Raw genomic sequence first — 13,233 nt, 5'->3', positions numbered from 1 at the left:
CCGCCATGGACCGACTGACTGCCCGCCAGCTGTTCGACAGTGTTGCCGATCGCCTGTCATTGCGCTGGACCGCCGGATCCCACGGCAACGGCCGCAGCCTGGACCCCGGCGACCACCAGGCCCGCCGCCCGTCCATGGTCGGCTACCTCAACGTGATCTATCCGAACAAGGTACAGATCATCGGCACCGAGGAACTGAACTACCTCGACAGCCTGGACTCGCGCCAGCGCTGGGAGACGGTGCAGAAAATCATCAACTACCGTCCCACCGCCCTGATCGTGACCAAGGACCAGGCCGTGCCCAGCGACCTGCGCGAGGCGGCCGACGAATCCGACACGCCGCTGTGGTCCAGCCCCAAGCGCGGCCACGAGATCCTGACTTTCCTGCAATACCACCTCGCGCGCGTGCTGGCACGGCATGAAACCCTGCACGGCGTGCTGATGGAGGTGTATTCCATCGGCGTGCTCATTACCGGCGAATCCGGCTCGGGCAAGAGCGAGCTGGCGCTGGAACTGCTCACCCGCGGCCACCGCCTGGTCGCCGACGACGCCCCCGAATTCACCCAGATCGCGCCGGACGTGATCGACGGCCGCTGTCCGGAGCTGCTGCAGGACCTGCTCGAAGTGCGCGGCCTGGGCGTGCTGAACGTGCGCGAGATGTTCGGCCATACCGCGGTCAAGCCGTCCAAATACCTGCGTCTGGTGGTGCACCTGCGGCCGCTCAATCCGCTGGACGATGTCGATGGCATGAAGCGGCTGACCGGCGATGTCGGCTACCGCGAGATCCTGGAGACGCGCATCCCGCAGATCGCCATTCCGGTCGCGCCCGGGCGCAACCTCGCGGTGCTGGTCGAAGCCGCCGTGCGCAGCCACATGCTCAAGAGCAAGGGCATAGACCCGGCGCAGACCTTCATCGACCGCCAGGCCCATCAACTGCAGCGGCAGGCACCGTGGTGAACACGCCCGTCGACGACAACGGCAGCGTGCCGGCCGCCGGCGCAAACGCCAACGCCATCCAGCTGGTCGTGCTGTCCGGCCTTTCCGGCGCCGGCAAGACCATCGCCCTGCGCACGCTGGAGGATTTCGATTTCTACTGCGTCGACAACCTGCCGGCCGGCCTGATGCCGTCCCTGGTCGACGCGGTCAGCTCCGGCGGCCACCGCCGCATCGCCGTCGGCGTGGACGTGCGCAACCGCAGCGAGGATCTCAACCAGCTGCCGCAGGTGCTGGCCGACCTCGCCCGCACCGGCATCGACTACCAGCTGATCTTCCTCGACAGCCGCGACGATGTGCTGTCCAAGCGCTTCTCCGACACGCGCCGGCGCCATCCGCTGTCCGCCGACGGCCTGCCGCTGCACGACGCCATCGCGCTGGAGCGCAAACTGCTGCGCCCGCTGGCCGCCATCGCCGACCGCGTCGTCGATTCCAGCGAACTCAACGTGCACCAGCTGCGCCGCCTGATCGCGACCGAGCTGGGCATGGCCGGCGGCGAGCTGTCGCTGCTGTTCGAATCGTTCGCCTACCGGCGTGGTCTGCCAATCGACGCCGATTTCGTGTTCGACGCCCGCGTGCTGCCCAACCCGCACTGGGACCCGGCCCTGCGCCCGCTCTCGGGCAAGGACGCGGCGGTGCGCGAGTGGCTGCAGCACAAGCCCGAGGTGAACCGCTTCCTGGACCAGCTCACCGGCTTCCTGGACGAATGGCTGCCGCGCTTCGAGGCCGACAACCGCTCCTACGTGACCATCTGCATCGGCTGCAGCGGCGGCCGCCACCGTTCGGTCTACCTGGCCGAACGCCTGGCTGAACACTTCCGCGGCAGCCGCGAGCAGGTGCTGACCTTCCACCGTGAACTCGAGTGACACGGCCCCATCTACCGGGCGGACGGCAGTAATCTTGCAAGCCGCCCCATCGACAGAACCACCCGCAGGCATAGTGATGGCGACTTTCCACTGCAACGCGCTGACTCCCCGGCACCGGCCCCTCCCGGCCCTGTGCGGAGGGCTGCGGCCGTGAGCGTAGGCGTACTGCTGCTGACCCATGAAGCCATGGGCGACGCGCTGGTCTCCGCCGCGCATCATGTGCTGGGCAAGTTCGCCCTGCCGCTGGAGGTGCTGGAAGTGGGCGCCTGCGCCGATCCGGAACGCGCCCTCGGCGACGCCTCGGCCCGCGCGCGCCATCTCGACCAGGGCGACGGCGTGCTGGTACTGTCGGACCTGTACGGTTCCACGCCCTGCAACATCGCCCAGCGTCTTTCCGGCCTCGGCTTCCGCACCCACTGCGTGAGCGGGCTGAACCTGCCGATGCTGCTGCGCGTGCTGAACTATCCCAATCAGGATCTGGACCAGCTGGCGCAGACTGCGGCCAGCGGCGGACGCGGCGGAATCTGCATAGATCATGCTTGAACGCGACATCGTCATCAGCAACAAGCTGGGCCTGCACGCCCGCGCCTCGGCCAAGCTGGTGCAACTGCTGCAGAACTACACGTCCACGGTCTGGCTGCGCTGCCGCGGACGCGAGATCAACGCCAAGAGCATCATGGGGGTGATGATGCTCGCGGCCGGAATGGGAACGCCGGTGACGGTGCGCGCCGAGGGCGCCGACGAAGCCGCGGCGCTGGACGCCGTCGCCGACCTGTTCGCACGCAAGTTCGACGAAGGGCAGTAAGCAACAACGCGAAGGACATCGCGCGGCGCGGTCCGCCGCGGCGGGCGTGCCGGGTCCGGGTTACGCTGCGCTTCATGCGGATTGCGCCATAGCCGTCGTCACCACCCCAACTACAAGGATCCGTTGACCCGTGAGCATGCGCATCGTCCTGACCGGCATCAGCGCCTCGCGCGGCATGGTTCTGGGGCGGGCGCGGCTGGTCCAGCCCAGCCAGTTCGTGGCCGACGACACGCCGCTGGAGCCCGGCGAGATCGAAGCCGAGGCCAGCCGCCTGCAACAGGCGCTGGAAACCGCCCAGACCGAGCTGCGCGCCATCCGCGACAAGCTGCACGGCGCCCTGGCCCGGGAGATCGGCGAGTTCATCGACGCCCACAGCATGCTGCTGAACGATCCGGAGCTGCTGACCGGCCTGTTCGACCTGGTGCGCCGCGGCCGCTACCGCGCCGGCACCGCGCTGAAGATGCAGCGCGACCGCCTGGCCGCCGTGTTCGAGGCCATGGACGATCCCTACCTGCGCAGCCGGCGCGAGGACATCGACCACGTCATAGGCCGGGTGCAGTCGGCCCTGGCGCGGGAGACCAGCCCGGCCGAACGCCAGATCGCCGCCCGCGTCGGCGCCATCCTGGTCAGCGACCAGATCGCGCCGGCGGAAATGACCCACCTCACCGAGCAGGGCGTGCTGGCCGCGGTCTGCACCGGCTCCAGCGCGCTGTCGCACAGCGCCATCCTGGCGCGCAGCATGCGCCTGCCCATGGTGGTCGGCGCCCACGATGCCCTGGCCGAGGTGCATGACGACGACCTGCTGCTGGTCGACGGCGACCAAGGCCAGATCATCGTCCATCCCACCGCCCAGGACCTGGCCCGCTACCGCCAGCGCCAGCGCGAGGCCCTGCGCGAAGGCCGCCGCCTGGCCGAGCTGGCGCACGCCCCCACGCGCACCCGCGACGACGCGCCGATTCGCCTGTTCGCCAATGCCGAACTGGCCGGCGACGTGGCCCAGGCGCGCGCCCACGGCGCCGACGGCATAGGCCTTTACCGCACCGAATTCCTGTTCCTGCAGCGCCACCACCTGCCCGATGAGGACGAACAGTTCCAGGCCTATCGCGACCTGGTGCTGGGCATGGGCGGCCTGCCGGTCACCATACGCACCCTGGACCTGGGCGCCGACAAGGCCGACACCACCGGCCTGGCCCTGACCAGCGAACCCAATCCCGCCCTGGGCATGCGCGGCGTGCGCCTGTCCATGAAGCGGCCGGCGCTGTTCGCCACGCAGATGCGCGCGATCCTGCGCGCCTCGGCCTACGGCCCCATCCGCATCCTGGTGCCGATGGTGACCAACAGCCTGGAAATCCGTGCCGCGCGCAGCCTGATCCAGATTTGCGCCCGCGATCTGCGCACCGAAGGCCACGAAGTCGCCGACCATTTCGAGCTGGGCGCGATGATCGAGGTGCCGGCGGCGGCAATCGCCCTGCCCAGCCTGATCCGCCACGTCGATTTCGTCGCCATAGGCACCAACGACCTGGTCCAGTACACCCTGGCCGCCGACCGCAACAACGATGCGCTGTCGGAACTCTACGACCCGCTGCACCCGGCCGTGCTGCAGCTGCTGGCTTCCATCATCCGCTGCGGCGAAAAACACGCGAAGCCGGTCAGCCTGTGCGGCGAGATGGCCTCGGACGCGCGCTATACCGCACTGCTGATCGCGCTGGGCCTGACCGATTTCAGCATGCACACCGGCGCCCTGCTGGAAGTGCGCGATGCAGTGGGCCGCTGCGACCGCGGCCGCCTGCGCCGGCTGGCGCCGCGCCTGCTCAAGGCCGAGGACCGCGAACAGCTGACGCTGCTGCTGGCGCGCGCCGCCGCCCGCGCCTGAGGCGGCGCCGGCTCCCGTGCTGGCACACGGCGGCGGCCCGGGCCGTCCTGCATGCCGCCGTCCATGCCCGCCGCGCTGCCGCGCGCCTGTCGCCGCGGCATGGCATCATCCCGTTCCCGTTTGAACCTGTCCCCGCATGCTAGCCCCTGATCTCGACCAGCGCCTGGACGCGCTGGCGGCCGATTTCCAGCGCCGCGATCCGTTCCGCCACGCCGTCATCGAAGGCTTCTTCGATGCGCAGACCGCGCAGCAGCTGCTGGCCCAGTTTCCCGCCTTCGAACGCGGCAACGCGCGCGACGAGAACGGCGAGATCGGCAACAAATCCACGGTGGAGCGCATCCGCGAACTCGGGCCCGCCTATGCCGCGCTGGATGATCTGGTGCAGTCACCGGCCTTCCTCGCGCGTCTGTCGCGCCTGACCGGCATACCCGACCTGCGCTACGACCCGCACTACTTCGGCGGCGGCACCCACGAGAACCGCAACGGCCAGGATCTGGACGCTCATGTCGACTTCAACCGCCATCCGGTGGAGCCCTGGCACCGGCGCCTGAACCTGATCGTGTATCTCAATCCGGAATGGCACGACAGCTGGGGCGGCTCGCTGGAGCTGCATACCGATCCGCGCTCGCCGGATGACCGCGTCACGCGCATCACGCCGCTGTTCAACCGCGGCGTGATCTTCGAGACCACCGAATGGAGCTGGCACGGCTTCGAGCGCATCGAGGTGCCGTCCGGCCATGCCGGCGTGACGCGGCGTTCGATCGCGCTGTATTTCTACACAACGGAGCGGCCGGCGGAGGAACTGGCGCCGACCCATTCCACCATCTACGTCGAGCGTCCGCTGCCGGCGCGTTTCCACGCCGGCCATACCCTGAGCGAGGACGACGTGGCCGAGCTGCGCAACCTCGTTGCCCGGCGCGACCAGCACAACCAGCGCCTGTACCGCGACATCTCCCAGCTCAATGCGCAGTTGGAAGAATCGCGCCGCGCGCTGGAAAGCGGTGTCGTGGGCCGCCTGCGCTACTACGCCCGGCGCCTGCTCGCGCGGGTGCGCTGACCCGGCCATGGCCGCGCCGCTGCGCCGCACCCGCGCGGAATGGCTGGCGCTGGCCGCGCTGGTACTGGGCTACGGCGCCTGGGCGCTGCTGCTGGGCCAGAGCAACAACTGGGATCTGCGCAACTACCACTGGTACGACGGCTGGGCCTGGCTGCACGGCCGCGGCCAGCTCGACCTGGCCGTGGCCCAGGCCCAGACCTGGTTCAACCCGCTGCTGCCGGCCGCGCTGTACCTGCTGCTTTCCACCCTGCCGGCCTGGCTGGGCACCTTCCTGCTGGGCTGCATCCAGGGCCTGAACCTGCTGCCACTGCACCGCATCTGCCTGCACCTGCTGCCGGCGGGCTGGCAGCAGCGACGCTGGCTGGCCCTGCTGATCGCCTTCGCCGGTGCCAGCGGCGCGACCATGCGCGGGGAACTCGGCGCGAGCTTCGGCGACAACCTGGTCAGCCTGCCGCTGCTGGGCGCGCTCGCCCTGCTGCTGGACGGCCAGGACCGCGGCCGCGTGCTCGGCGCCGGCGCGCTGCTGGGCCTGGCCGCAGGCCTGAAGCTGACCGCGGCGCCGCTCGCCGCCGGCATCGTGCTGGCTGCGCCGCTGCTGCTCGCTGACGGCGCGGCAACCTGGCGGGCGCGGCTGCGCCTGTCCGCGCTGCTCGGCATCTGCGCGCTGGCCGCCTTCCTGCTGGTCAACGGCCACTGGATGCTGGGGCTGTACCGCGAATTCGGAAATCCCCTTTTCCCGCTGTTCGGGCACTGGTTCGGCGGCGATTTCGCGCCGCCGGCCGAACTGCGCGACAGCCGCTGGCTGCCGCGCGGCTGGCGCGAATGGCTGTTCTATCCGCTGGTCTGGGCCGATACGCCGCGGCGCGTATCCGAAGGCGGGTTCCTCGATCTGCGCCTGCCGCTGCTGTTCCTGGCCATGCTCGCACTGCCGCTGTGGCGGCGCCGGGCGCTGGCGTCGGCACCGGCGCTGCGCCGCGCCGCGGATTTCGTGCTGCTGGCCGTCGCGCTGGCGTATCTCGCCTGGCTGACGCTGTTCGGCTACTACCGCTATCTGGTGGTGCTGGAAATGCTGGCGCCGGCGCTGCTGGTGCTGGCCCTGTCAGCCATGCCGCGCCGCGCCGCCGGCGTTGCCATGCTCGCGTTGCCGGCTTTGCTGATCCTCGCCACCCGTCCGGTGCGCTGGGGCCGCCTGCCGCACTACAGTGCGCAGTACGTCGAGGTGCAATTGCCGCCGCGCGCCGATCTCGCCGCGGCCCTGGTGGTGTTCGGCGACGGCGAGCCGCTGGGCTTTCTCGCCACGGCATTCCCGCCCGGCACGCGCTTCGTGCGCATCGCCGGCAACCTGGCCGGTCCGCCGCTGCCGGAATGGGCGCTGGACCGCGCCGCGCAGCGGCGGCTGCGCGCGCATCAGGGACCGCTGTATCTGATTGCCGTCGACCTGGACGGCGCACCGCTGCGCCAGGCCCTGCAGCGCCACCGCCTGCAACTGGACCGCGCCAGCTGCGCCGGCATAGCCAGCAATCTGCTCCTCGACGAGCCGCTGCCGCAGTTGTGTGCGCTGCGGTGGGAGGAAACGCCTTAGCGAAGCGCCGAAACGGTACCGCAGCGCCGCCGCGGCGTGCCCGCCGGGCGCAGCCGGTCAATGAAATCCAGTTGCGATTTTCAAAGCGGCGCCACAAGACGGCTGCGTCGCCGATCGCCGCGCCGACACTCAGCGCGGCCGCGACCCGCGTCCCGCGCGCGTTCTCACAGCTTCGGCGGCGCGGCCGGGATCTGCGGCAACGGTGTCGTGGCAAGCGGTGACGGCGCGGCAGGAATCGCCGGCGCTGCCGCTGCGGCAGGAATCTCCAGCACCGGCCACGCCCGCCCGCTGCCGAAATCCGCCGCCACCAGACGGTAGGCCTGGTTCGCATCGTAGCCGGCGATATAGCCATCGAAACCGCGCTTGGCCGGCAGATCCAGGCGCAGACTGCTCTTGTGCGGCGCGATGAAGCTGATCTGTGCATAGCCGTGCACCCGCGACGCCGCATCCAGCACCAGCAGCCGCGTGCCGGCGGGCCGGGGCGTGGCTGCCGCGAGCACGCCGCTGAAATGCAGCGCCGGCCGCGCGCTGGCCGCATCCGCCACCGGCGCCTGCTGCAGCAACTGCGCCTGCAGCGGCGCCGCCGCGTCCAGGCTGCCGCTCCAGGTTTCGCCCACTGCCTGCCAGCCGCCGCCGAACATGGCCAGGCGGCGCTCGCGCAGCAGGGCCAGGGTGCGGCCTACCGTGGCCGCATCCGCATCCGCGGCGACGGGATAAAGCGACAAATCCACAACGCCGGAACGCGCGGCCGCCGCCAGCTGTTCGGTCTTGCGGTAGACCGACGCCGCCCAGCCGGCGTACATGCGGTGCGTGACCAGCAACGGCAGGGCCAGCACGACCACGGCCGCCACGGCGCCGATCCTCCCGCGCGCCAGCCGGTGCAGGCGAGCCAGCGCCAGCAGCACCAGCGACAGCCAGAAAAGACAGGGCCATACCAGATAGCGGTCGGCAAACAGCTGGTCCGGATGCAGCTGCAGATAATTCAGCCGGCTCAGGCCGATGATGCCGGCCGAAGCCGCGGTGAACAGGCCCAGGCACAGCGCAATCACTTCCAGCCGCGTCGGCTGCGACCAGCGCAGCCGCGCGATAACGGCCCAGGCCAGCGCGGCGAGGCCGAGCAAGCCTATGCAGGCCGACGTGGTCGTACGCCAGTCCGCTCCCGGCAGCGCGTTCGCCAGATCGGCCGACTGCGCCAGCACACGGCCGGGCCGGCTCTGCTGCATGTACTCGCCCACCCAGGCATGCAGCGGATCGTGGCCCACGCCCAGCCAGCCGTTCACCCAGGGCGAGGCCAGCCAGCGCGCCGAAGTCAGCAGGCTGTCCAGCGGGCGGAACGCCAGCACCTCACGCACCGAGCCATCGCCCGGCAGCATGAATACGTACAGCGCGAGACAGGCAGCCAGCGCAGCGGCCGGCAGCAGCAGGACGCTGCGCGGCAGGCGCAGCAGCAGTCCGGTCAGCAGCACCGCGACGAAACTGGCGATGCCGGAACCGAACGAAAACGTCGCCGCGACGCAGGCCAGCGTCGCCAGCAGCATCCAGCGCCGGGCCGCGCCGCCCTGCGCGCGCCAGGTGCACAGCGCGGCCAGCGTGACGCTCAGCGTCGATGCATAGGCCTGCACCATCTCGTGGCTGTGCATGAGTTCGCGCGCATTGGCCAGCCAGAACACCGCCACGACCGCGGCCAGCACGCCGCCAGCCCGGGTTGCGGCCGGTGCCGCCGGATCGCGCCAGGCGCACAGGGCTATCGTGAGCGCCGTGGCCAGCGCACAGCCGCTGCCGAAGATGATCTGCAGCAGCTGGCGGCTGCCGAACAGGTGGATATCCGCCACCCGGATCAGCGCCGGCAGGATGGGACGGTGGCCGTTGTCCAGCTGCCACAGGCTGGACGGAAACGGCAGGTTGATGAAGTTCTCGTAGACGCGGAACTGGTCGAACATGGGCTGGCGCCAGGCGAAATTCGCGATCGCGACCAGCGCAGTGGCCAGAAAGAACAGCGCCAGCGCGAGCGCGGCGGCCACCAGCAGACGCTCCATCCCGGACGTTTTCGACGCAGACGACATCCTGTGCTCCGTCGCCCGCGGGTCTGCGGGCGCCGCGCAAGCATCCACACTGCCTGCGCCAATGCAAGCGCCGGCGCGGCGGAAAAACGCGACCCCGCGTCACGACGGCGTCGTACACCACGCGCACGCGGCGACAAACATCTCTTTAACGCGCCACTCGACTAGGATGCGCAGTCAATCCCGCGGCGCCCGTTGCACAGGACGCCGCCCGCGCCGCCGCCGCGCCGCAATGGACTGTCCCGCGCGCGGCGCGTACCGGATGAGAACCGCACGGTCCCAAGCCGCTGTTTCCGCCTGCGGCAGCGGCGCCCGGCGCGCCGCGTTTTCCAGTTCGCCGTGACCGGCGACGCTGTATCGAGCCGAACACAATGGAACTGTCCGCACTGCCCGCCGAATCCACTCTTTCCGCCCGCGCGCTGCGCCTCCTGGCGCTGCTGACGGCGTTCGCCGCCTGCACCGCGGTCGCCTGGGCTCTGCTGGTTCCCGGTCCGCTGGATTGGCAGGTGAGCACGCCGCAGTACATTCAGGGCGGCCTGGAGGCGCTGCTGCTGATGGGCGGCCTGGCCCTGCTGCAGCAGTTGCCGCGGCGCGGCTGGCGGCTGGGCCTGGGCGGCGTGCTCGCGCTGCTGTATCTGCGCCGCCACGGCGTGGATGCGCCGGCACTGCTGGCGCTGCTGCATGTGGAATTCACCCTCGCTCTGGGCGCGGCCGTGTGCCGGCTCGCCGGCGCCGCGCTGCCGCGCAGCGTGGAGGATTATCTGCGCTGCTTCGTGCTCGGCCTGGGCCTGTGGAGCGTGGCGGCGTGGACCTTGTCGGCGCTGGGGCCGGGCACGGCGCTGGCGCTGCGCTATCTCTGGCTGATGCTGCTGCCGCTGGCGCTGTGGGCGCGGGCACGGCCGCTGCTCGCGCACCTGTTTGCACGCAGCGAAGGCTGGCAGCCGCTGGACCGTGGCCTGTTCGGCCTGCTTTGCGGCTGGATGCTGGTGCTGTTTGCGCGCACCAACGTGGTCTACAGCTTCGACGGCCTGTGGTACGGCTACCGGCCCGAGGAAGTCCTGGTCGCCGGCGGCTCGGTGTTCGCGCCGCTGGGACTGGTCTCGCCGGTCTACTATTTTCCAAAACTCTACGAAGTATATCTGTTGCCACTGAGCGACCTGGGCGACACCAGTCCGCAGGCTGGCGTGACCATACTGCTGCTGGGCCTGCTGGCGCTGACTGCCGCACGCCTGGCCCGGCGTTTTGGTGCGGCCTCGCCGCGGGCGCAGCTGCTGCTGGGCGCGCTGCTGCTGAGCCTGCCCGCCCTGGCCAATGCCGCGCTGGAACCCAAGCCCGATATCGTGTGTGCGCTGCTGGTGCTGCTGGCCTGGCTGCACGGCGGCAACTGGCTGCAGCAACAGCGCGGCCATTCCGAACTGGCCTGGGCCGTCGCGGCCGGCCTGCTCGCCGTCTCCAGCAAGCTGGTGGCCGTGCCTTACCTGGGCATGCTGGGCGTAGGCCTGCTGCTGGGGTTGTTCTGGCGCCGGCGTTACGCGGCCCTCGCGCCGCCGGCACCTGCGCGGCTGGGCTGGATCGCACTGGCACTGGCCGCCGTCGCCGCTGTTTTCGTGATGGCGCGCACGCAGCTGCTGGCCGGCATGCCGACCATAGGCCCGGATCCTTTGTTCAAAGTGTGGACAATGCTCGGTTTCGAGCTGCGCGAACCGGCCGGCACCCTGACCTGGACCCGGCCGCAGGACTGGAGCCAGGTGCCGCTGCTGCTGCGCGACTGGCTGCTGCGGCCCGACCAGATGGACCATATCGCGATCAGCTGGCCCGGCAATGTCTGGCTGTGGCTGCCGCTGTGCGCGCTGCTGCTGGGCCGCTACGGCCCGGCGGCTCCCGCCGCCGTGCCCGCGCACCGCAGCGCCGGCCTGTTGCTGATGCTGGCCGGCGTGGTGCTGGCCCTGGGCTGGCAGTACCACTCCCGCGGCAGCGACGGAAACTACTTCATCGCTGCGATCGTGCCGGCTACGGTGCTCGGCTTTGCCCTGGCCTGGCGCCGCACCACCGCGGCCGCCGCCGCGCGCGGCACCTTGTTCGCCGGCGTACTGCTGTTCGCCGGTTTCCAGGCTGCCTACAGCTTCGCCAGCGCCGCCTGGACGCCGGGCACGCGCACCTTCGACCTGGATTTCAGCCGCGGCGTGCGCGACTCGCGCAAGCGCGAAACGGCCCTGCTCGCCGATGCCGGCCTGACCGGAATCGCCGACTACCTGCGCACGCGCAAGCCCGCCCACGTGCTCGGCTGCGCGCCGTTCGACGTGACCACGGCCCTGCCCGCGCGCGTGGAGGATCCTTTCGGCATCTCGCTGTCGCGGCCCGAATACACCCGCGACTTCGCCGCGCTGACGGACTATATGCGTCGCTTCGAGACGCCCTATCTGCTGCTGCCCCGCCGCGACGTGGAAAAACCCTACCTGCCGGCCCCGGGCGATCCCTGCGGCAACATTCCCGACCACCCGCCGGGCACCGAAACCCTGGTGGAAGGCCCGCGTTTCCGCCTTTTGCGACTGATTCCCCTCGCAACACCGTGAATACCGGCAACGCAGTGCGCAAGCTCGTACGGCCGCGTCCGCCAGCGGCGCGCGCCTTCATGCCGGTCACCCGCTGCGCTACACTGCGGCCTCTTTTTGCCGCGCTATCCTCTTGATTGTGAAAGAGTCGCCCTCTCCGCTACTGGCCATGCTGGACCGCTGCCTCAGTCCGCTGGCGCGGCATCTGCCCGAATCCATCAAGGCTCCGCTGCGGCGACTCGCGCGCGGGCCGCAGCCGCCGCCGGAAAGCGCAGCCGAAATCGCAGCGGAAGCGGAGGACGCGGCTGCGCAAGCTGCCATCGCACACGCCGCGGTCGCGGAAGCGGAAGTGCAGCCAGCACCGCCCGAAGAACCCGCTGCCGCGGCAGCGGAAGAAAAACCCGCCGATGCCTACGGCGACCGCCTCCGCCGCGAGCAGGAAATCTTCGCCGACCAGCTCGACGTAAATGAACTTCCGGACATTTTCCACTACTGGTCGCACAACTATTTGCGCCCCAAGCTGGAACATTTCGGCAGCAGCAATCCCGATGAATTCTTCGCCAACGCACTGCAGCAGGCCTATGCGGAAGCCCCGGCCCGGCCGGCGCGCTTCGTCAGCCTGGGCGCCGGCAACTGCGATACCGAAGTGCGCGTGGCGCAGCTGCTGGTCGGCCGCGGCCTGCGCGACTTCACCATCGAATGCCTGGACATCAACGCCGCCATGCTGGAACGCGGCGCCGCGCATGCGCGCGAGGCCGGCGTGGCGGAACAGGTGCTGCCGCTGATCGGCGACTTCAACGCCTGGCAGCCGGCACGCCGCTACGACGCGGCCATGGCCAACCAGAGCCTGCACCACGTGCTGGAACTGGAACACCTGTTCGCCACCGTCGCCGCCAACCTGCCGTCGCACGGCCGCTTCGTCATTTCCGACATGGTCGGCCGCAACGGCCACCAGCGCTGGCCCGAGGCACTGGCCATCGTGCGCGAGTTCTGGGCCGAACTGCCCGCGTCCTACCGCTACCACCGCCAGCTGCGCGAGCAGTGGGACGAGTACCTCGACTTCGACTGCTCCGGCGAAGGCTTTGAAGGCATACGCGCCCAGGACATACTGCCGCTGCTGTTGCAGCATTTCGCGTTCGAGTCGTACCTCGGCTTCGCCAACGTCATCGATCCTTTCATCGACCGCGGCTTCGGCGGCCATTTCGACGCGGACTCGGCGCACGACCGCGCGCTGATCGACCGCATCCATGCCCGCGACGAAGCCGAGATGCAGGCCGGCCGCATCAAGCCCACGCATGCCATGGCGGTATTGCGCCGGCCCGACTACGCCGGCCCGCTGCGGGTATGGCAGAACCTGACGCCGCAGCACTGCCTGCGCGTGCCCGGCTGATGCCGGCGCCGCCGCGCCATACCGGGCCGTGCGCCCACCGCAACGTCACCGCTGAC

10 protein-coding genes are annotated in these 13,233 nt (G+C 70.1%); 9 read left to right on the top strand and 1 reads right to left on the bottom strand.

All coding sequences use genetic code 11. The features are described from left to right. Positions 1–5 precede the first annotated feature (5 nt). From hprK to NM961_RS08665, 7 genes are all read left to right on the top strand, one after another. Entirely contained in the window at positions 6–956 is a 951-nt protein-coding gene (gene hprK, locus NM961_RS08695; protein ID WP_255913723.1) for an HPr(Ser) kinase/phosphatase, read from the top strand. Continuing rightward, the gene (gene rapZ / locus NM961_RS08690; RefSeq protein ID WP_255913721.1) at positions 953–1,858 is read left to right on the top strand and encodes an RNase adapter RapZ; all 906 of its coding nucleotides are present in this window, start codon (positions 953–955) and stop codon (positions 1,856–1,858) included. The genes hprK and rapZ overlap by 4 nt, the downstream gene beginning before the upstream one ends. Before the next feature lie 150 nt (positions 1,859–2,008). After that, positions 2,009–2,401, top strand: coding sequence for a PTS sugar transporter subunit IIA (locus NM961_RS08685; protein WP_255913719.1), 393 nt, complete (start codon positions 2,009–2,011; stop codon positions 2,399–2,401). Then, positions 2,394–2,663, top strand: a complete 270-nt coding sequence (locus NM961_RS08680) for an HPr family phosphocarrier protein (RefSeq protein WP_255913718.1) — start codon at positions 2,394–2,396, stop codon at positions 2,661–2,663. The genes NM961_RS08685 and NM961_RS08680 overlap by 8 nt, the downstream gene beginning before the upstream one ends. Before the next feature lie 136 nt (positions 2,664–2,799). After that, on the top strand, positions 2,800–4,536 hold the full coding sequence (ptsP, locus tag NM961_RS08675) for a phosphoenolpyruvate--protein phosphotransferase (protein WP_255913864.1): 1,737 nt from the start codon (positions 2,800–2,802) through the stop codon (positions 4,534–4,536). Between the two features lie 136 nt (positions 4,537–4,672). Further along, a complete protein-coding gene (locus NM961_RS08670) occupies positions 4,673–5,593 on the top strand; it encodes a 2OG-Fe(II) oxygenase (protein WP_255913716.1) in 921 nt (306 codons plus the stop codon). A gap of 7 nt (positions 5,594–5,600) precedes the next feature. Further along, positions 5,601–7,175 carry a hypothetical protein gene (locus tag NM961_RS08665; protein ID WP_255913715.1) on the top strand — a complete coding sequence of 525 codons (1,575 nt, stop codon included), beginning with the start codon at positions 5,601–5,603 and terminating at the stop codon, positions 7,173–7,175. A gap of 164 nt (positions 7,176–7,339) precedes the next feature. On the opposite strand, the gene NM961_RS08660 is transcribed toward NM961_RS08665, so the two are convergent. Further along, positions 7,340–9,211, bottom strand: coding sequence for a hypothetical protein (locus tag NM961_RS08660; protein WP_255913713.1), 1,872 nt, complete (start codon positions 9,209–9,211; stop codon positions 7,340–7,342). A 395-nt stretch (positions 9,212–9,606) separates the two neighbouring features. On the opposite strand from NM961_RS08660, the gene NM961_RS08655 reads away from it, so the two are divergent. Together NM961_RS08655 and NM961_RS08650 are read left to right on the top strand one after the other, a co-directional pair. Further along, positions 9,607–11,808 carry a hypothetical protein gene (locus NM961_RS08655; RefSeq protein ID WP_255913711.1) on the top strand — a complete coding sequence of 734 codons (2,202 nt, stop codon included), beginning with the start codon at positions 9,607–9,609 and terminating at the stop codon, positions 11,806–11,808. A gap of 328 nt (positions 11,809–12,136) precedes the next feature. Next, positions 12,137–13,177: a class I SAM-dependent methyltransferase gene (locus NM961_RS08650; protein ID WP_255913709.1), complete on the top strand. Its 1,041-nt coding sequence runs from the start codon at positions 12,137–12,139 to the stop codon at positions 13,175–13,177. The last annotated feature ends 56 nt before the right edge of the window (positions 13,178–13,233 follow it).

The sequence above is a fragment of the Tahibacter harae genome (assembly GCF_024437735.1).
Lineage (GTDB): Bacteria > Pseudomonadota > Gammaproteobacteria > Xanthomonadales > Rhodanobacteraceae > Tahibacter > Tahibacter harae.
Note: the sequence above shows the minus strand (reverse complement) of the source record. Positions and strands in the feature narration are given on the sequence as shown.